16 protein-coding genes are annotated in these 19,353 nt (G+C 60.4%); all 16 read left to right on the forward strand.

The annotated features are described in order from the left end of the window. Entirely contained in the window at nucleotides 1-1,122 is a 1,122-nt protein-coding gene (locus A3C3_RS0128395; RefSeq protein ID WP_022717964.1) for an ABC transporter permease, read from the forward strand. 7 nt (nucleotides 1,123-1,129) lie between these two features. Further along, nucleotides 1,130-2,857, forward strand: coding sequence for an ABC transporter ATP-binding protein (locus A3C3_RS0128400; RefSeq protein ID WP_022717965.1), 1,728 nt, complete (start codon nucleotides 1,130-1,132; stop codon nucleotides 2,855-2,857). Beyond that, nucleotides 2,854-4,071: a mandelate racemase/muconate lactonizing enzyme family protein gene (locus tag A3C3_RS0128405; RefSeq protein ID WP_022717966.1), complete on the forward strand. Its 1,218-nt coding sequence runs from the start codon at nucleotides 2,854-2,856 to the stop codon at nucleotides 4,069-4,071. The genes A3C3_RS0128400 and A3C3_RS0128405 overlap by 4 nt, the downstream gene beginning before the upstream one ends. A 12-nt stretch (nucleotides 4,072-4,083) precedes the next feature. Next, nucleotides 4,084-5,271, forward strand: coding sequence for a galactarate dehydratase (locus A3C3_RS0128410; protein WP_022717967.1), 1,188 nt, complete (start codon nucleotides 4,084-4,086; stop codon nucleotides 5,269-5,271). 442 nt (nucleotides 5,272-5,713) lie between these two features. Beyond that, nucleotides 5,714-5,803, forward strand: a complete 90-nt coding sequence (locus tag A3C3_RS39470; RefSeq protein WP_022717970.1) for a K(+)-transporting ATPase subunit F — start codon at nucleotides 5,714-5,716, stop codon at nucleotides 5,801-5,803. Between the two features lie 33 nt (nucleotides 5,804-5,836). Beyond that, nucleotides 5,837-7,540: a potassium-transporting ATPase subunit KdpA gene (kdpA, locus tag A3C3_RS0128430; protein WP_022717971.1), complete on the forward strand. Its 1,704-nt coding sequence runs from the start codon at nucleotides 5,837-5,839 to the stop codon at nucleotides 7,538-7,540. Between the two features lie 206 nt (nucleotides 7,541-7,746). Next, entirely contained in the window at nucleotides 7,747-9,834 is a 2,088-nt protein-coding gene (gene kdpB / locus A3C3_RS0128435; RefSeq protein WP_022717972.1) for a potassium-transporting ATPase subunit KdpB, read from the forward strand. An 11-nt stretch (nucleotides 9,835-9,845) separates the two neighbouring features. After that, nucleotides 9,846-10,415, forward strand: coding sequence for a potassium-transporting ATPase subunit KdpC (gene kdpC, locus A3C3_RS0128440; protein WP_022717973.1), 570 nt, complete (start codon nucleotides 9,846-9,848; stop codon nucleotides 10,413-10,415). A 64-nt stretch (nucleotides 10,416-10,479) separates the two neighbouring features. Further along, nucleotides 10,480-13,188: a sensor histidine kinase gene (locus A3C3_RS0128445; protein WP_022717974.1), complete on the forward strand. Its 2,709-nt coding sequence runs from the start codon at nucleotides 10,480-10,482 to the stop codon at nucleotides 13,186-13,188. Further along, complete coding sequence (locus A3C3_RS0128450) at nucleotides 13,185-13,877, forward strand: response regulator transcription factor (RefSeq protein WP_022717975.1); 693 nt, start codon at nucleotides 13,185-13,187, stop codon at nucleotides 13,875-13,877. The genes A3C3_RS0128445 and A3C3_RS0128450 overlap by 4 nt, the downstream gene beginning before the upstream one ends. A gap of 41 nt (nucleotides 13,878-13,918) precedes the next feature. Continuing rightward, the gene (locus A3C3_RS0128455; RefSeq protein ID WP_022717976.1) at nucleotides 13,919-14,374 is read left to right on the forward strand and encodes a PTS sugar transporter subunit IIA; all 456 of its coding nucleotides are present in this window, start codon (nucleotides 13,919-13,921) and stop codon (nucleotides 14,372-14,374) included. Between the two features lie 300 nt (nucleotides 14,375-14,674). Then, a complete protein-coding gene (locus tag A3C3_RS0128460) occupies nucleotides 14,675-15,700 on the forward strand; it encodes a sulfate ABC transporter substrate-binding protein (RefSeq protein ID WP_022717977.1) in 1,026 nt (341 codons plus the stop codon). Between the two features lie 8 nt (nucleotides 15,701-15,708). Further along, on the forward strand, nucleotides 15,709-16,566 hold the full coding sequence (cysT, locus tag A3C3_RS0128465; RefSeq protein ID WP_028740083.1) for a sulfate ABC transporter permease subunit CysT: 858 nt from the start codon (nucleotides 15,709-15,711) through the stop codon (nucleotides 16,564-16,566). After that, nucleotides 16,556-17,428, forward strand: a complete 873-nt coding sequence (gene cysW, locus A3C3_RS0128470; RefSeq protein ID WP_022717979.1) for a sulfate ABC transporter permease subunit CysW — start codon at nucleotides 16,556-16,558, stop codon at nucleotides 17,426-17,428. The genes cysT and cysW overlap by 11 nt, the downstream gene beginning before the upstream one ends. 10 nt (nucleotides 17,429-17,438) lie before the next feature. Next, nucleotides 17,439-18,482 carry a sulfate/molybdate ABC transporter ATP-binding protein gene (locus A3C3_RS0128475; RefSeq protein ID WP_022717980.1) on the forward strand — a complete coding sequence of 348 codons (1,044 nt, stop codon included), beginning with the start codon at nucleotides 17,439-17,441 and terminating at the stop codon, nucleotides 18,480-18,482. A gap of 204 nt (nucleotides 18,483-18,686) precedes the next feature. Continuing rightward, nucleotides 18,687-19,349 (forward strand): peroxiredoxin, encoded by a 663-nt coding sequence (locus A3C3_RS0128480; protein ID WP_022717981.1) that lies wholly within the window; start codon nucleotides 18,687-18,689, stop codon nucleotides 19,347-19,349. The last annotated feature ends 4 nt before the right edge of the window (nucleotides 19,350-19,353 follow it).

Here is a 19,353-nt window from a genome sequence, read left to right on the forward strand (position 1 = left end):
ATGGCCGACATTGCAGTCACAAATCTTGCGCCGGATCGCGCCGCTGTCGCCTCGCAATGGCAGCTCATCTGGTGGGCTTTCCGTCGGCACCGGCTTGCCATGATAGCCCTCGTTGTCACCCTCTTGATGTACATCGTTGCCGTTATTCCGGGCTTCTTCGCCATCAACGATCCGAACCTGCAGAACGCTCGGGCGACCTTTCATCCACCGCAGAAATTGCACCTCATCGATACCGGCGATGGGATTTCCATTGGCCTGCACTACTATCCGCTGAAGCTTACCCGCGACCCGCAAACCCTTGCCGCGATCTATAAGGAGGATAGGACGAAGCGGGTCGACGTCCGGTTGTTCGGGCGCGGCTATGAATATTCCGTGCTCGGCCTTTTCAACACTAACATCCATCTGCTCGCTTCGTCCGAGAAGACTTCGCCCCTTCTTCTGTTCGGAGCCGACAGGCTCGGGCGCGATGTCTTCAGCCGGACGGTTCAAGGGTCTCAGATCTCGCTGTCGATCGGTCTTGTCGGCGTCTTCTTCTCGCTGATGCTCGGCATCGTCTTCGGCGGCATTTCCGGATATTACGGCGGCCGCATCGATTTCTTCATGCAGCGGCTGATCGATTTCGTACTCTCCCTGCCGACGATCCCGATCTGGCTTGCGATGGCGGCAGCCCTGCCGCAGGGCTGGCCATCAACGCTTCAGTACATGATGATTACCATCATTCTGTCGCTGACCGGGTGGGCGCAGCTTGCCCGTGTCGTGCGCGGTCGCTTTTTGTCCTTGCGCACCGAGGAATTTGTAGCTGCTGCAAGGCTCGATGGTGTTCGAGAAAGGCGCATCATCTTTCGTCACATGCTGCCGAGTTTCGCAAGCCACATCATAGCGTCGATCACGCTTGCCGTGCCGGCGATGATCCTTGCGGAAACCTCCCTCTCCTTCCTGGGCCTTGGCCTGCAGCCGCCGACCATTTCCTGGGGTGTCCTTTTGCGCGAGGCTCAAAACATACGTTCAATCGCTACGGCGCCGTGGCTCTTCATGCCGGGGGCGGCCGTCGTCGTTGCCGTCATGGCGCTCAACCTTCTCGGCGACGGCCTGCGTGATGCAGCCGACCCCTATAACAAATGAGGCCGGCATGACTGACATGGTTCCCATCACCGGCAGCAGACCGCCGCTCCTGCAGGTGAACAACCTGACCGTCGACTTTGCCTTGCGCAACGGCGTCTTTCGCGCAGTTGACGGTCTTTCCTTTTCGATCGATCCGGGAAAAACCCTCTGCGTCGTCGGCGAGAGCGGTTCCGGCAAGTCGGTGACGGCGCGTTCCATTCTGCAGATTGTAGACGCGCCCGGCCGCATCGCCGCAGGCTCCATCGTCCTGAACGGCAAAGACGGCCGCCCCGTTGATCTCGTCAGTCTCAGCCCGCGCGGGCGTCAAATCCGCGCCATACGGGGCCGCGATATCGCGATGATCTTCCAGGAGCCAATGTCGTCACTCTCGCCGGTGCACACGGTGGGCGACCAGATCATCGAAGCCCTCCGTCTTCACACCAGGATGAGCAAGGCGCAAGCACGCGCTGAAGCGATATCCCTCCTGCAGCAGGTGGAAATTCCCTCCCCGGAAAAAGCGGTCGATCGCTACACGTTCCAATATTCCGGTGGCATGCGCCAGCGCGCCATGATCGCAATGGCACTCGCATGCAAGCCTCAACTGCTCATCGCCGACGAGCCGACCACGGCTCTGGACGTGACCACGCAGGCCGAAATCCTTGACCTGATTGCCCGGCTGCAGAAGGCTAATGGCATGGCGGTGCTCTTCATAACGCACGACATGGGCGTCGTGGCGCAAATCGCCGACGACGTGCTTGTCATGCACAACGGCGTTGCGAAGGAGTATGCGCCGGTCGAGCAGATCTTTCATGCGCCGAAAGACAGCTACACCCGAATGCTGATCGGCTCCGTTCTGAAGCTGGAGGCCAAGGCCGAAATCAGGCTGGCGCGGACGCCGCTCGACAAGACGGCAGCGCCCATCCTCGAACTGCGCAACGTCTCCGTGGATTTCGGCGAGGTCAAAGCGCTCGACGACATTTCCATTTCGCTCCTGCCACGCGAGACGCTCGGCATCGTCGGCGAAAGCGGCTCAGGAAAGACAACGATGGGCCGCTCGATCATGCGCCTCATCGATCCGACGGCGGGCGAGATCGTCTATCGCCGCGCCGATGGTGGCACGATCGATCTGGCGACGGCGAAAGGGCAGACGCTTGCCACGGCCCGACGCGAACTGCGCATGGTGTTTCAGGATCCTTTCGGCTCTCTCAATCCCCGCATGACCGTTTCTCAAATCATCGGCGAGCCACTGCTTGTCAACGGCGTCGCGAGCGGGCGGGCGCTCGACGAGCGCGTCTGCCACCTGATGGAACAAGTAGGTCTCGATCCTGCGAGCCGCGAACGCTATCCGCATGCCTTTTCGGGGGGCCAGCGTCAGCGCATCGGAATTGCCCGAGCCATCACGCTCAACCCGCGGGTCATCGTGGCAGACGAAGCGACTTCGGCGCTCGACGTATCCGTCCGCTCCCAGGTGCTCGACCTTTTGATGCGCCTGCAGGATGAACTCGGCCTTGCCTACATCTTCATCAGCCACGACATCGGCGTCATTCGCTACATGTGCGACCGTGTCGGCGTGATGTACAAGGGCCGGCTTGTCGAGGTCGGGGATGCGGACAAGGTCTGCAAAACGCCCGAGCACGCCTACACGCAAGCCCTCATCTCCGCCATTCCGCGCCCCGACCCGCGCGATCGCGATCGCTCGCGGCGTTTCCGCTATGTCGAACCAGGCAATTTGAAGAACGGGAGTTCTGTGCGATGAAGATCACCGGAATTAGAACCTTTCTCATGCATGCGGGCCAACCTGCCCCCTCGAAATGGGCCTTGGAGGCGCGCTCGCGGGACGACGCGCCCAAACTGCTGCCGGGCACCAGAAACTGGCTCTTCTTGAAGCTCGATACCGACGAAGGCATCACCGGCATCGGTGAATGCTCGGGCTGGCCGCGGGTCATCGAGACGGCGATACACGATCTCGCACCACTGCTTATCGGCGAGGATCCCGCCAATATCGAACGGCTCTGGCAGAAGATGCATATCGCCATGATGGGCCACGGCATGCTTGGAACAGTTGGCGCCGGCGCCATGACCGGCATCGACATGGCACTTTGGGACATCAAGGGAAAAGCCCTTGGTGTGCCGGTCTGGATGTTGCTCGGCGGCAAGGTGCGCGACCGGATCCCGATCTACTCCCATGCAAACAGCCCCGAGCGGGCGCTTGCAGCCAAGGAGCGCGGCATCAAGGCGATCAAGTGTGGCGGGGTGGCCGATCCAGTTCGCAAGGTCGCTTCTTTGCGCGAGGCAGTCGGCAACGATATCGACATTGCGATCGATCTGCACGGACCGCCCTGGCTGACGCCGGCGGATGCCTGCCGGCTGGTGCGGGCATTGGAGCCTTACGAACTCTTCTGGGTCGAAGATCCGATTGCCCCTGACAACACCGATGGCTATCGGCGTATTCGCGATGCGGCGCACGTGCCTTTGGCGGCCGGCGAGCGTTCGGCAACCATCTTCGGCGAACGAGAACTTATCGAAGAAGAACTGGTCGACGTGATCCAGCCGGATACCGGCCGGGCTGGCGGCATTACGCAGATGAAGAAGATTGCGGCGATGGCCGAGGCGCATCATATCCAGGTGGCACCGCATTCCGGCTCGCTTGGCCCGGTCGCCGAATATGCGGCCCTGCACGTGCTTGCTGCGATCCCCAACGCCCTCATCCTCGAGCGCATCGATGACGACTGGGACGGCCGCCGGCAGACGATCGTGCCTCATCCCGAGCAGGTCGACGGATTGATTGCAGTTCCTGATGCGCCGGGGCTCGGTTGCGACATCGATGAGACTTTCGTGGCTCGCTTCCCAAGTGGCGGCAACGTCTCGGTACCCGTGCCGGAGGATGCCGGCTCGTACAATCCCGGAACCTACAACGAGCATCTCTATGTGCAGACGCGTCTGTCGCGCTGCGCCTATTTCAATCGGTAGAAGGACAAGAAGATGAAGATCGACCGCATGCGGGTTTTCATGACCCGCGACAAGGACCGTCCCCGCGTCATCGTCGCACTCGACACAGATGACGGACTGACAGGATGGGGCGAATGCTATAACCATGGTCCGGACAAGGCGCTTCCGCCGCTCCTGGATTATCTCTACGCCTTCCTGTCCGGCCAGGATCCGACACGTGTCGACTATCTCGTTAATCTGCTCATCCAGCAAAGCAGATTTCCGCCAGGCGCACTGGGGCTGGCTGCAATCTCCGCCCTCGATCACTGCCTGTGGGACCTTGCGGCCAAAGCCGCAAACGTTCCCGTCTACAAGCTTCTGGGTGGCGAAGTGCGCGATCGCATCAAGGTCTATGCGGGCGTCTATACGGCACCGGATGCGCCGGCGGCCCGCGACGAGTTCGACCGGCTGAACGCTGAATGGGGTTTTACCGCTTTCAAGCTCAGCCCGTGGCGCATCGACATGCACGCCCATCGCTGGGGCAACGTCGTCAAAGCCTCGGCGGATTATTTTCGCACACTGCGGGAAACCGTGCGCGACAACTATGAAATTGCGTTTGATGCCCACGCCAAGATCTTCGAGCCGATTGCCGCCCGCCAGCTCGGCAATGCGCTCGCACCTTATGATCCGCTGTTTTACGAGGAACCGCTTCGTCCGGAAAACATCGAAGCCTGGGGCGACCTCAAGCAGGGGCTCAACTGTGTGCTCGCAACCGGGGAATCGCTTTACAATCGAAATGAGTTCCTGCGTCTGCTGCAGGTGAAGGGCGCCGACCTGATACAACCCGACATCTGCGTGGTTGGCGGCATCAGCGAAATGCGGCGGATTGCCACTCTCGCCGAGGCTTTCTTCGTCGGCGTGGCACCCCACAACCCAATGGGCCCGCTGGCGACCGCGGTCAACGTTCACTTTTCGGCTGCCGCCCAGAACTTCCGCATTCTCGAATACCGATTGCCGAAGGGCCAGGCCTATGTCTATGGCGGCAACGACATAGAGAAGCGGCAGGGCGAGACGCGATATGTCGTCGATCCCTATCTGCCGAAGGACGGCTATCTAGAACTGCGGCCCGATCGGCCCGGCTGGGGCGTGGAGATGGACGAAGAGGCAATGACTGAGGAAGGTTACGTTCATTGGCAACGGCGCGTCCCGAAACGGCCAGACGGCTCCTATGCCTTTGCTTGAGAGCGAGACACGTTCCAAGAGCCGCCCGCTGACCGGCGCCATTCGGCGGTCAGCCGCTTGCGACATTGTTTTCATCCCAGTCACAGTAAAATGCTGGTTCCACTCGCGCTGAACCCTTCATCAGGGATGCCGTAGAAGGCAAAGGCCAGCCCAGGGCATTTATAAGATTTTTATATTGGCGGTCTTCGCCCCGTCTCGAACCTTTATGCGGTTCGGCTGCATATTGATGCCCGAGAGATCGACAAGATCATCTCCACGCCAGAAAGCATGAAAGGTGTCGTTTTTCGAAACGGTGCCCCTCGTCTTGTCTGACTCCAAAGAACAATAACAGGAGCCAAGATCAATGATGGACATCATCCCGCTCGGCATCGCGGTGGCATTCTTCGCACTGTGCTTTGCCTATACCAGCGCTTGCGACCGGCTCTGAACGGAGAAACACATCATGACGCTCGATTATATCCTGGGCGGTGCGGTGACGGTGTTTCTGACCGTTTACCTCACCTATGCCCTCATTCGCCCCGAGCGCTTCTGACTAGGAAGCACCGGGTACTGAAAGTTACCTCTCATGACCCTCAACGGATGGCTTCAGATCCTGCTTTACTGCGGGATCGTCCTCGTGCTCGTCAAACCGCTCGGCGGTTACATGACGCGTGTCTTCAACGGCGAGCGCACGTTCTTCTCGCCGGTCCTCGTTCCGATCGAACGGGGGCTTTATGCCATTGCCGGCACCAGCGAGCGCGAGGAACAGCATTGGACCTCCTATGCTTTTTCAATGCTGCTTTTCAATTTCCTGGGCGTGCTCGTGCTTTATGCGTTGATGCGCTTGCAGGCCGGTCTGCCCTATAACCCCGCCGGCATGACCTCCGTGCCGCCGGACCTGTCGTTCAACACCGCCGTCAGCTTCGTCACCAACACGAACTGGCAGAATTACAGCGGCGAAGGTACAATGTCCTACCTTACGCAGATGGCAGGGTTGACTGTTCAGAACTTCGTGTCGGCGTCAACCGGCATCGCCATCGCCGTCGGTTTGATCCGCGCCTTTGCGCGCGCCTCCGGCAAGGCGATCGGCAATTTCTGGGTCGATATGATCCGCAGCACGCTCTATGTGCTCCTGCCGCTCTGCATCGTACTGACGCTGGTCTATGTTTATCTCGGCGTGCCGCAGACGCTTGGCCCTTATGTCGAAGCGACGACGCTTGAGGGCGCTAAACAGACGATCGCTGTTGGCCCCGTCGCCTCGCAGCTCGCAATCAAGATGCTCGGTACCAACGGCGGCGGTTTTTTCAATGCCAATTCCGCGCATCCCTTTGAAAATCCCGATGCCATCTCTAACCTCGTCCAGATGCTCTCGATCTTTGCGATCGGTGCAGCACTGACCAACGTCTTCGGTCGCATGGTCGGCAACCAGCGTCAGGGCTGGGCGATCCTTGCCACCATGTGCATCCTGTTCTTCGTCGGCGTTGGCATCACCTACTGGGCAGAAGCGGCCGGAAACCCGCTGATGCACGCCTTCGGTCTCAATGGCGGCAATATGGAAGGCAAGGAAGTCCGCTTCGGTGTCGCGCTCTCCTCGCTCTTTGCGGTCATCACGACCGCCGCTTCCTGCGGCGCGGTCAATGCCATGCATGGCAGCTTTACGGCACTCGGCGGGCTGGTACCGCTGATCAACATGCAGCTCGGCGAAATCATCGTAGGCGGTGTCGGCGCTGGCTTCTACGGCATCCTTTTGTTCGTCATCATTGCGATTTTCGTGGCCGGTCTGATGGTCGGCCGCACACCGGAATATCTCGGCAAGAAGATCGAGGCCAAGGAAATGAAGATGGCTGTCCTTGCCATTCTCTGCCTGCCTTTGGCCATGCTCGTCTTCACCGCGATCGCCACGGTGTTACCATCCGCCGTTGCCTCAGTCGGTACGGCGGGCCCGCACGGCTTTTCGGAAATCCTCTATGCCTATACGTCGGCTGCGGCAAACAACGGTTCGGCTTTCGGTGGCCTGACGGGTAACACGCCCTGGTACAACATCACGCTCGGTATCGGCATGCTGATGGGCCGCTTCCTGGTCATCATCCCGGCGCTTGCGATCGCAGGTTCTCTGGTTGCCAAGAAGACGGTTCCGGCCTCGGCAGGCACGTTTCCGACGGACGGCCCGCTCTTCGTCGGCCTTCTGAGCGGCACGATCCTGATCGTCGGCGGCCTCACCTTCTTCCCGGCGCTGGCGCTTGGTCCGGTCGTCGAGCACCTGATGATGATCACCGGCCAGGCCTTCTGAGGTGTTGTCATGATCCTTCGTCACAGGCTCCGAAAGTCCTTCAATTCACGTCCCGGTTTGCCGGGACGTGCGAGCGGATGACGCGCGCCTCCAACATCATCCTCGTCATTGATGGCCGGCCTCCTCGTCATCCTCGCCGCCCTTAGAATTTTCCATGGCTGACCGGAAAGCCGGTCGCCTCACCTCGTTTCAAGCTGGAGTCTCTTATGAGCCAGGCAAAATGCGCGAGCATCATGGATTCTCGCATCCTCATTCCGGCCGTGGGCGCCGCTTTCAAGAAGCTTAACCCGCGCGCGCTTGCCAAGAACCCCGTCATGTTCGTCGTGGCCACGGTTTCCGCCCTCACGACCATCCTCTTTATCCGCGACCTTGTAGGCGGCGGCGCAGACCTGGGCTTCTCATTCCAGATCAATCTCTGGCTCTGGTTCACGGTGCTCTTTGCGAACTTCGCGGAGGCTGTCGCCGAGGGCCGCGGCAAGGCGCAGGCCGATTCGCTCCGCAAGGCCCGCACGGAGACGCAGGCCAAGCTGCTTACCGCCAACAACGGCAGCGGCTATCGCCTGGTCCCGGGCACGAGCCTCAAGGTCGGCGATCTCGTCCTCGTCGAGGCCGGCGACATCATCCCGTCCGACGGCGAAGTCGTCGAAGGTGTCGCCTCGGTCAACGAAGCCGCCATCACGGGCGAATCTGCCCCGGTCATCCGCGAATCCGGCGGCGACCGCTCGGCTGTTACCGGCGGCACGCAGGTGCTTTCCGACTGGATCCGCGTTCGCATCACAGCGGCTGCCGGCTCGACCTTCCTTGATCGCATGATCTCGCTCGTCGAAGGTGCGGAACGCCAGAAGACACCGAACGAGATCGCGCTCAATATCCTGCTCGCAGGCCTGACGCTGATCTTCGTTCTCGCCACGATAACGATCCCGAGTTTTGCGATTTATGCGGGCGGCTCGATCCCGATCATCATTCTCGTTGCGCTCTTCGTGACATTGATCCCGACGACGATCGGCGCCCTGCTCTCGGCGATCGGGATCGCCGGCATGGACCGCCTCGTTCGCTTCAACGTGCTGGCCATGTCCGGCCGCGCCGTCGAAGCCGCCGGCGACGTGGATACGCTGCTGCTCGACAAGACCGGCACGATCACCCTCGGCAACCGCCAGGCGACCGCCTTCCATCCGGTCGGCGGCGTTTCCGAAGAGGAGCTTGCCGACGCAGCCCAGCTCGCTTCGCTTGCCGACGAAACGCCCGAAGGCCGCTCGATCGTCGTGCTCGCCAAGGAAAAATACGCAATCCGCGGCCGGGAGATGGCGAACCTGAAGGCACATTTCGTGCCCTTCACTGCCCAGACCCGGATGAGCGGCGTCGACCTCGAGGGCTCGTCGATCCGCAAGGGCGCAGTCGACGCGGTACTTTCCTATGTCGGCTCGGGCTCTGCTTCCATCTCGGGCAACGCTGCGGTCGCCATTCGAACCAGCAGCGATGTAGTGAGGGAGCTGCAGGCAATCGCCGACGAGATCGCCAAGGCCGGCGGCACGCCGCTTGCCGTTGCCCGTAACGGCCGCCTGCTCGGCGTCATTCAGCTCAAGGATATCGTCAAGGGCGGCATCCGCGAACGCTTCGCCGAATTGCGTCGCATGGGTATCCGCACCGTGATGATCACCGGTGACAATCCGATGACCGCTGCTGCGATCGCCGCAGAAGCCGGCGTCGACGATTTCCTGGCGCAGGCAACGCCGGAGAACAAGCTGACACTGATCCGCGAGGAACAGGCGAAAGGCAAGCTCGTCGCCATGTGCGGCGATGGCACCAACGACGCACCAGCCCTTGCCCAGGCCGATGTCGGTGTCGCGATGAATACCGGCACGGTCGCCGCCCGTGAGGCGGGCAATATGGTCGACCTCGACAGTGATCCGACGAAGCTCATCGAGATCGTCGAAATCGGCAAGCAGCTGTTGATGACCCGCGGCGCGCTGACGACCTTTTCGATCGCCAACGATATCGCCAAGTACTTCGCCATCATCCCGGCGATGTTCCTGACCTTCTATCCGCGGCTTTCCGCGTTGAACGTCATGGGTCTGTCGTCGCCGCAAAGCGCTATCCTTTCCGCAATCATCTTCAATGCGCTGATCATCATCGCGTTGATCCCCTTGTCGCTCAAAGGCGTACGCTACCGTCCGATTGGTGCCGGCGCGCTGCTTTCCCGCAACCTTTTGATCTATGGTCTTGGCGGTATCGTCGTCCCCTTCGTCGGCATCAAGGCGATCGACATGCTGATCACCTCTGCCGGCCTCGCCTAAGGAGTATGGCAATGTTGAAACAACTTCGTCCGGCAATCGTCATGATCGTTGCCACCACGGCCATCACCGGCCTTGTCTATCCGCTTGCCATGACTGGCGCCGCCCAGGCGCTCTTCCCGGCACAGGCAAACGGCAGCCTGGTCGAGAACAACGGTCAGGTGATCGGCTCGGCGCTGATCGGCCAGGCCTTTACCGCCGACAAATATTTCCACGGCCGTCCTTCGGCGGCAGGCGACGGCTACAATGCTGCAAGCTCCAGCGGTTCGAACCTTGCCCCGACCAGCCAGAAGCTGATCGACCGCGTGAAGGCCGACTACGAAGCGGCCAAGGCCATCAACCCTGGTGCAGAGGTCCCGATCGATCTCGTGACCGCCTCCGGAAGCGGGCTTGACCCGGATATCTCGCCAGAAGCGGCCTACTTCCAGGTGCCGCGCGTCGCCAAGGCTCGCAACATGGACGAGGCCGCGGTGAAAGCCCTGGTGGACAGCGTCATTCAGAATCCTGAACTCGGCATCCTTGGCGAGCCCACCGTCAATGTTCTGGCATTGAACCAGTCCCTTGATGCTTCTATGACTCAGTGACGGTTGAAGGCCCCGGAACGCTCGCAGGCGCTCCGGGGCTTGCTGACAGAGAAAGATTGCGCGAATGCCGGACGACAGAAGCGATCAGGCCGCAAGGCCTTCTCCCGACGCGCTTCTCGAGAAGGCGCGGGCGGAAATGCGCGGCCGGCTGAAGATTTTTCTTGGCGCCGCCCCTGGCGTCGGCAAGACTTATGAAATGCTGGTTTCCGGACGGGCAAAGCTTGCAGACGGCATCGACGTTGTTGTTGGGGTCGTCGAGACTCACGGCCGCAAGGAAACGCAGGCGCTGCTCGACGGCTTCCGTATCATTCCGCGGGCGAAGGTCCAGTATAAGGGCCACACCCTGGAGGAGATGGATCTCGACGCCATCCTCGCCCGCAAGCCGGATCTCGTCCTCGTCGATGAGCTCGCCCATACGAACGCAGAAGGCAGCCGCCACCCGAAACGTTATCTCGATGTCAAGGAGCTGCTGGACCGCGGCATCGATGTCTATACGACGTTGAATATCCAGCATGTCGAGAGCTTAAACGACGTCGTTTCGCAGATCACCCGTATCCGCGTTCGCGAGACCGTACCGGACTCGGTGATCGACTTGGCTGACGATATCGAGATCATCGATTTGACGCCCGACGACCTGATCAAACGCCTGCACGACGGCAAGGTCTATGTGCCGAAAACGGCCGAACGCGCACTCAGCAACTATTTCACGCCCGGAAATCTGACGGCGCTTCGTGAACTCGCATTGCGCAAGACCGCACAGCGCGTCGACGATCAACTCGTCAGCCATATGCAGGCGCATGCCATCTCCGGTCCCTGGGCTGCCGGCGAGCGTGTGCTGGTTTCGATCGATCACCATCGGCGATCAGCCTCGCTGGTGCGTTATGCTACGCGCATGGCTTCGCGGCTGCGCGCGCCGTGGTCAGCGGTCTATATCGAAACCAATCAGTCGATCAGTCTGACAGAAGAACAGCGCGATACGATCGCTGCCACGCTGCGGCTCGCCGAGCGGTTAGGCGGCGAGGCTCTTACCCTTCCCGGCAGCGGGGTTGCCGAGGAATTGCTTCGCCACGCAAGCGCCAACAACGTAACACATATTGTGGTTGGATCCCCAGAGAAGGCGACATGGCGCCAATGGTTTCAGCGCTCGCCGGTCGACGAGCTGATCCGGCACGCTGGTGGTATCAGCGTTCACATCATCTCCGGCAACGAGAAGGACGGCAATGCAGGCCGCGGCGTCAAGCCGGCACCCGCATTGCCGGCCTTCAACATCAAGGCCTATCTGCTTGCAACGATCTACGTTGCGGCAGCACTCGCCTTCAGCACGGTGCTCGATCAGGTTCTGGACGTGCGCAACCTTGCTCTCGTCTTCCTGATGGCCGTCCTCACCTCCGCCGTACTCCACGGCTTGCGGCCCGCGCTCTACAGCTGCATTCTGGGCGCACTTGCCTTCAACTTCTTCTTCCTGCCGCCGCGTTTCACCCTGACGATCAGGGACCCCGAAAGCGTGGTCGCCTTCTTCTTCTTCATCGGCGTTGCCGTGATTGCGAGCAATCTCACGGCGACCGTTCAGCGCCAGGCAGCGGCCGCTCGCCAGCGTGCGCGCACCACCGAGGACCTTTATCTTTTTTCCCGCAAGCTTGCGAGCACCGGTACGCTCGACGACGTCCTGTGGGCAACGGCCTTTCAGATCGCCTCGATGCTTAAGGTGCGGGTCGTCCTGCTCCTGCCCGAAGGGGATACGATCGCAGTCAAGGCTGGATATCCGCCCGACGACACGCTGGACGATGCCGACATCGCCGCAGCACGCTGGGCGTGGGAACACAACCACGCCGCCGGGCGCGGCGCCGATACGCTGCCTGGCGCAAAGCGCCTTTATGTGCCGCTTAGAACCGGACGCACCGCCGTCGGCGTCATCGGTCTCGACAGCGATCGCCGCGACGGCCCGCTCTTTACACCCGAACAGCAGCGGCTCCTGGATGCGCTTGCCGATCAGGCAGCACTTGCCATCGAGCGCATACAGCTTGTCGCCGATGTCGATCGCGCCAAGCTTGCCGCCGAAGCCGATCGCCTGCGCTCCGCCCTGCTGACATCGATCTCGCACGATCTGAAGACCCCGCTCGCAGCAATCCTCGGCGCCGCCGGCACGCTGCGCGACTATTTCGGCTCCATGCCGGTGGAGGACCGAAACGACCTTCTGGCGACGGTCATCGATGAATCCGAGCGGCTGAATCGGTTCATCGCCAACCTGCTCGACATGACGAAGATCGAATCCGGAGCCATGGAGCCGAACTACGGCCTTCATTATCCCGGCGACATCGCCGGCAGCGCGCTGAGACGGGCCGCCAAGATCCTTGACCGTCACAAGCCTGAGATGATCATGCCGGCTGACCTGCCGATGGTGCGCGTCGATCCGGTGCTCTTCGAGCAGGCGCTCTTCAACCTGCTCGACAATGCCGCGAAATATGCGCCTGAAGGTTCGGCGATCCGCATCGAGGGATGGGCCGACGCCGCAGAGGTCGTCATTCAGGTCACCGACGAAGGCCCAGGCATTCCAGCCGCTGACCTGACGCGCATCTTCAACACCTTCTATCGCGTCCGCAAGGGCGATCAGGTGCGCGCCGGAACGGGCCTTGGCCTTTCCATCTGCCGCGGCTTCATAGAAGCGATGGGCGGCACGATCTTCGCCGGAAACCGCAAGGACCGCTCCGGTGCCATCTTTACGATCCGCATGCCAAAACCCAATGACATTCCAAAACTGGACGAACTCAAATGACCGGTTCAGCCGTGAAAATTCTCGTCGTCGACGACGAGCCGCCGATCCGTAAACTGCTTCGTGTCGGGCTCAGCGCACAGGGCTATGAGGTTCAAGAGGCGCCGAATGCCGCCAGCGCCCTCCAGGCGGTAAAGGATAGTGAGCCGGATCTCATCGTTTTGGACCTCGGCCTTCCCGACAAGCCTGGCCATGATCTGCTGCGCGAATGGCGCGAGGACGGTCTTTCGATGCCCGTCGTCATTCTTTCCAGCCGCACCGACGAAGCGGGCATCGTCAAGGCGCTTGAAACCGGCGCCGACGACTACGTGACGAAACCGTTCGGCATCAACGAGCTCGGGGCCCGCATTCGCGTGGCGCTCCGCCACCGGCTGCAGCAGCAGGGAGAAAAGGCAATCTTCCAGACGGGCGGTCTTTCCATCAATCTCGTCAAGCGGATCGTCAAGCTGGACGACAAGGAGATCAAGCTGTCTCCGAAGGAATACGATATCCTGCGCGTCCTTGCCCAGCATGCTGGCAAGGTGCTGACGCATCAGTTCCTCCTGAAACAGGTCTGGGGGCCGGCTGCCGACGTTCAGTATCTGCGCGTCTACGTCCGCCAGCTGCGGCAAAAGGTGGAGCAGATTCCGGACCAGCCGCAATATATCACCACCGAGACCGGCGTCGGCTATCGGCTCAGGGAGCCGGATTGAACTCTCCTCAATCACTGTGCCAGCAAGACAACGAGAACGACATGAAGCTCGCAGACATCATCCGGCCGGAGCATACCTTCATCGGCGTTTCCGTGTCGACGAAGTGGCGCGCGCTGCAGAGCCTCGCGGAAAAGGCCGGTAAGGCGTTCGCCGTGAAGGAAAAGACGATTGTCCAGGCACTGGAAAGCCGTGAAAACCTCGGCTCGACTGGCATCGGCAATGGCATTGCCGTACCACATGCGGCGATCGCCGGCATGACGAGCCCGCGCGGCCTTCTGGTGCGCTTCGCCCAGCCGCTGGACTTCGAGGCGATCGACGATCTGCCGACGGATATCGCTTTTTTGCTGCTTTTCGGAGAAAGCAACCGCGGCGAATATCTCAACGTGCTGGCCGCCATCGCGCGACGCCTGCAATCGGAAGGCGTCCTTCAGTCGATGCATAAGGCGAGAAACGTCGATGAGTTCTATTCGAGTTTCATTGGCGATTCACGGCCATGAGGGAGCGCGGCTTGAGTGCCGCGCTTTGCGTTTGTTGATCCGAGCTTAGAAAGCGTGTTGCAGGCGGCGCGGGCTGGTCATCGGTTGCACCGATCGCGATGTTTTCATCGGTGTCATGGCGAGCGGGCCGAAATGGTGCTTTTTCTGTAACGGCACACGATCGGTGATGGTCGGGACGTCCGTTTCAATTTTGCCAGCGGAATGGGATGGGTTTCTAAAAGCACATCAGGAACCGGAAGAACTTTCGTTTCGTTATACGACCAAGTTGATAGAGTTTACGTAGAACGAAGGAGGTTCCCCATGCCGTCAATACGGATCACCCGATTCCTCGCGGCCGCTGTCTTTGCAAGCAGCGTCGCAATCGGCGCCACTGCCCCGGTTTTCGCCGATCAGACGCTTCTCAACGTGTCTTACGATCCAACGCGTGAATTGTATAAGGATTTCAACGCCGCCTTTGCCGCGAAGTGGGAGAAGGATACCGGCGAGACGGTCACGATCCAGACCTCGCACGGCGGTTCGGGCGCCCAGGCGCGTTCCGTCATCGATGGTCTTGAGGCCGACGTCGTGACCCTCGCACTCGAAGGCGACATCGATGCGATCGCCAGCAAGACCGGCAAGATCCCAGCCGACTGGAAATCCAGATTCCCGAACAATTCGGCGCCCTATACCTCCACAATCGTTTTCCTGGTTCGCAAGGGCAATCCGAAGGGTATCAAGGATTGGGGCGACCTGATCAAGGATGACGTTCAGGTTATCACGCCGAACCCGAAGACTTCGGGCGGCGCGCGCTGGAATTTTCTCGCCGCCTGGGCATGGGCCAAGCAGGCAAACGGCGGCGACGACACCAAAGCGCAGGATTTCGTAACGAAGCTCCTGCAGCACGTTCCAGTTCTCGATACCGGGGCTCGCGGCGCAACGACGACCTTCGTCCAGCGCGGCCTGGGCGATGTTCTGCTTGCCTGGGAAAACGAAGCCTATCTCTCCTTGGAGGAGCTCGGGCCGGACCAGTTCGAGATCGTCACGCCGACCTTGTCCATCCGCGCCGATCCGCCGATTGCGGTCGTCGACGGCAATGTCGATAAGAAGGGCACGCGCAAGGTTGCCGAAGCCTATCTCAACTATCTCTACTCCGACGAAGGCCAGAAGATCGCTGCAAAGCACTTCTACCGCCCGAGCAAGCCGGAGGTCGCCGACAAGGCGGACATTGACCGCTTCCAGAACCTGAAGCTCGCAACCATCGACGACTTCGGCAGCTGGAAGGAAGCACAGCCGAAATTCTTCGGTGATGGCGGCGTATTTGACCAAATCTACAAGCCGGCCCAATAATACGTCGCATGAAAGCACATAGCCCCACGCGGTGGCGGTTCAAACGGCCGAGCGTCATTCCAGGCTTTGGAATGGCGCTCGGCCTTACCTTGACCTGGCTCACCCTTTTGATCCTCATCCCCCTCTCGGGCCTCGCCTGGCGTTCGAGCGAGCTTGGCTGGGACAAGTTTTCGTCAATTGCATTCGATCCGCGCACGCTGAGCGCGCTTCGCATCAGCTTCGGCGCGGCTTTTGCCGCGGCCTGTGTTAACGCCGTTTTCGGCGTCGTCCTTGCGTGGGTGTTGGTGAGGTACCGTTTTCCCGGCAAGCGGGTGATCGATGCGATGGTCGATCTGCCTTTTGCACTGCCGACCGCGGTTGCCGGCATCGCCCTGACGACGCTCTACGCGCCGAACGGCTGGATCGGCCAGTTCCTGACGCCGCTTGGCATCAAGATCGCCTTCACACCGCTCGGCATCGTCGTTGCCCTCGTCTTTGTCGGCCTGCCTTTCGTCGTGCGCACCGTGCAGCCGGTGATGGAAGAGATCGACAAGGAGGTGGAAGAAGCTGCCGCAACGCTTGGTGCCAATCGCTTCCAGACGATCTTCCGGGTCCTTCTTCCAGCCCTCGCGCCTGCCGTGTTGACAGGCTTTGCATTGGCCTTTGCACGCGGGGTCGGCGAATACGGTTCGGTCATCTTCATCGCCGGCAACTTGCCGTTCAAGTCAGAGATTGCGCCGCTTTTGATCGTCATCAAGCTGGAAGAATACAACTACGCGGCCGCGACAGGCATTGCGGCAGTCATGCTGATCATCTCATTCATCTTGCTGCTCGTGATCAATCTCATCCAGAGCTGGAGCAGGCGGAGGTACGGGCATGGCATCTGACACGGTCACTCGCTCAACCAAGGTCCGCTCGGTCGTCACCGAAACGAAGTTCGCCCGCTGGACGCTCATCATCCTGTCCCTGGTCTTCCTGCTCCTTATTCTGCTGCTGCCGCTTGCGGCTGTCTTCGTCGAGGCCTTCCGAAAGGGCGGGAGTGCTTTCTTCGAGGCGCTGCAGGACGCCGAGACCTTCTCGGCGATAAGCCTGACGCTTATCGTCGCCGGTATCAGCGTGCCGTTGAACCTATTTTTCGGCGTCGCGGCCGCATGGGCGATCGCCAAGTTCGAATTCAAGGGCAAGGCCATCCTGACGACCCTGATTGACCTGCCCTTCTCGGTTTCGCCGGTTATTTCCGGCCTCGTCTTCGTGCTGCTTTTCGGTGCCAATACCTATCTCGGAAAATGGCTCGACGCGCACGACATCAAGATCCTCTTCGCAGCGCCCGGACTGATCCTTGCCACAATGTTCGTCACCTTTCCCTTCGTCGCGCGCGAACTGATCCCGTTGATGCAGGAACAGGGAACGGCGGATGAAGAAGCGGCCCTGTCACTGGGTGCCAGCGGCTGGCAGACCTTTTGGCATGTGACACTGCCCAACATCAAATGGGGCCTGCTTTATGGCGTGCTTCTTTGTAACGCGCGCGCCATGGGCGAGTTCGGCGCCGTCTCAGTCGTCTCCGGTCACATCCGCGGCCAGACGAACACCATGCCGTTGCAGGTGGAAATTCTCTATAACGAGTATAATTTCACCGGCGCTTTTGCCGTTGCAACATTGCTTGCCTTGCTTGCGCTTGTGACTCTTGTTTTGAAGACGCTGCTCGAAATGCGATACAGCGAAGAAATCGCTGCCAGCCGGCGGCACTGAAGGAAATAGAATGGAAGTACGCGTTCAAAACTTGCGCAAGGAATTCGACCGCTTCCCGGCGCTCCATGACATCTCGCTCGATATCCGTTCAGGAGAGCTGATCGCGCTGCTCGGCCCATCCGGCTCAGGCAAGACGACGCTCTTGCGCTTGATTGCCGGCCTCGAAAGCCCGACCGAAGGTCTGATCTACTTCGGCGATGAAGATGCTTCGAAAAAGACCGTGCAGCAGCGCAATATCGGCTTCGTGTTTCAGCACTATGCTCTTTTCCGTTACATGACGGTGCTCGACAATATCGCCTTCGGGCTCAAGGTGCGCGATGCAACGCGCCGCCCCACAAAGTCCGAGATCCGCAGCCGCGCACTGGAACTGCTGGATCTCGTGCAACTTTCCGGTCTGGAAAAGCGCTATCCGGTCCAGCTCTCGGGCGGTCAGCGCCAGCGCGTCGCGCTTGCGCGCGCTCTTGCGGTAGAGCCCAACGTACTGCTTCTCGACGAGCCTTTTGGCGCGCTCGACGCCCAAGTGCGAAAGGACCTGCGCAAATGGCTCCGTGAGATCCATGACCGCACCGGTCACACCACGGTTTTCGTCACGCATGACCAGGACGAAGCGATGGAACTTGCAGACCGCGTCGTCGTCATGAGCCAGGGCGCGATCGAGCAGGTCGGCACACCGGACCAGGTCTACGACAATCCGAATTCGCCCTTCGTCTTCGGTTTCGTGGGCCAGTCGAATTGTCTGGATGTGCGCGTTGCCGGGGGCGAACTTTGGTTCGAAGATCGTCCCCTTGGCTTGAAGGCGGACAATGAGAGGGACGGCAGCGCGCAGCTCTATTTCCGACCGCACGACATCGAACTGCGCGACGGCTGCGGTGGATGCATCGCCGGTCTGCTCGTCTCCAGCCGCCGCGTTGCCGGCACGCGCCATATCGAGGTCAACATCGGCAAAGATCACCCGTCGATCGAGCTCGAATTGCCGCCCGAGCAAGCTGACAGCCTTGACCGCAACCGCATCGCCTTCCGCCCCAAACGCTGGAAGCTGTTCAGGAACGCCTGACGATCCTTGCCCTTCTCCAAAAGGGGCAAAACGGCCCGAACCCCGAAAGTTCAAATGTGTTGCCAGCGCCCTCTGCAATATATTGCCGGCGGCTTCAATGAGAGCCGCCGCACTTATTTATTGCGCATTTCCTAATTTAGCGGAATATAGATCAACCGCACCCGGCGAAACGTTTCGGCAACCATGTGTCAGATGGAGGGGTTCATGTCTCTGGCGATCAACGATACCGCACCGGATTTCCAGGCAGAAACGACTGAAGGCAAGATTGGATTTCACGACTGGATCGGCAATTCCTGGGCTGTCCTGTTTTCGCATCCCAAGGATTTCACGCCGGTTTGCACCACAGAACTGGGCTACATGGCCAAGATCAAACCCGAATTCGACAAGCGTGGCGTGAAGATCATTGGCCTGTCGGTCGATCCCGTCGATCGTCATGCCGGTTGGGCAAGCGACATCAAGGAGACGCAGGGCACTGCACCGAATTTCCCGATGATTGCCGATACCGATTACACCGTATCGAAGCTTTATGGCATGCTCCCCGCAGCAGTCTCCGGCGATCCGACAATGCGCACGCCGGCCGACAACCAGACCGTGCGCAACGTCTTCGTCATTGGCCCCGACAAGAAGATCAAGCTTATCCTCGTCTATCCGATGACCACCGGCCGCAATTTCGATGAAGTACTGCGCGTGATCGACTCGCTGCAGCTGACCGCCAAGCACAGGGTCGCCACACCGGCGAATTGGAAACAGGGCGAGGATGTCATCATCGCCGGTTCGGTGAGCGACGACGAGGCCAGGACGATCTATCCGAACGGATGGACCGCACCGAAGCCCTACATCCGGATCGTCCCGCAGCCAGAGGCTTAGGTGC

The sequence above is a fragment of the Rhizobium mongolense USDA 1844 genome (assembly GCF_000419765.1).
GTDB classification, from domain to species: Bacteria; Pseudomonadota; Alphaproteobacteria; order Rhizobiales; family Rhizobiaceae; genus Rhizobium; species Rhizobium mongolense.

Bases quoted from the DNA above. Each gene is read 5' to 3' on its own strand.
- A3C3_RS0128475 (WP_022717980.1), top strand. From the start codon at position 17,439: ATGGAAGTACGCGTTCAAAACTTGCGCAAGGAATTCGACCGCTTCCCG.
- A3C3_RS0128405 (WP_022717966.1), top strand. From the start codon at position 2,854: ATGAAGATCACCGGAATTAGAACCTTTCTCATGCATGCGGGCCAACCT.
- A3C3_RS0128395 (WP_022717964.1), top strand. From the start codon at position 1: ATGGCCGACATTGCAGTCACAAATCTTGCGCCGGATCGCGCCGCTGTC.
- cysW (WP_022717979.1), top strand. From the start codon at position 16,556: ATGGCATCTGACACGGTCACTCGCTCAACCAAGGTCCGCTCGGTCGTC.
- A3C3_RS0128450 (WP_022717975.1), top strand. From the start codon at position 13,185: ATGACCGGTTCAGCCGTGAAAATTCTCGTCGTCGACGACGAGCCGCCG.
- A3C3_RS0128410 (WP_022717967.1), top strand. From the start codon at position 4,084: ATGAAGATCGACCGCATGCGGGTTTTCATGACCCGCGACAAGGACCGT.
- A3C3_RS39470 (WP_022717970.1), top strand. From the start codon at position 5,714: ATGACGCTCGATTATATCCTGGGCGGTGCGGTGACGGTGTTTCTGACC.
- cysT (WP_028740083.1), top strand. From the start codon at position 15,709: ATGAAAGCACATAGCCCCACGCGGTGGCGGTTCAAACGGCCGAGCGTC.
- kdpB (WP_022717972.1), top strand. From the start codon at position 7,747: ATGAGCCAGGCAAAATGCGCGAGCATCATGGATTCTCGCATCCTCATT.
- A3C3_RS0128400 (WP_022717965.1), top strand. From the start codon at position 1,130: ATGACTGACATGGTTCCCATCACCGGCAGCAGACCGCCGCTCCTGCAG.
- A3C3_RS0128480 (WP_022717981.1), top strand. From the start codon at position 18,687: ATGTCTCTGGCGATCAACGATACCGCACCGGATTTCCAGGCAGAAACG.
- A3C3_RS0128460 (WP_022717977.1), top strand. From the start codon at position 14,675: ATGCCGTCAATACGGATCACCCGATTCCTCGCGGCCGCTGTCTTTGCA.
- A3C3_RS0128455 (WP_022717976.1), top strand. From the start codon at position 13,919: ATGAAGCTCGCAGACATCATCCGGCCGGAGCATACCTTCATCGGCGTT.
- kdpA (WP_022717971.1), top strand. From the start codon at position 5,837: ATGACCCTCAACGGATGGCTTCAGATCCTGCTTTACTGCGGGATCGTC.
- A3C3_RS0128445 (WP_022717974.1), top strand. From the start codon at position 10,480: ATGCCGGACGACAGAAGCGATCAGGCCGCAAGGCCTTCTCCCGACGCG.
- kdpC (WP_022717973.1), top strand. From the start codon at position 9,846: ATGTTGAAACAACTTCGTCCGGCAATCGTCATGATCGTTGCCACCACG.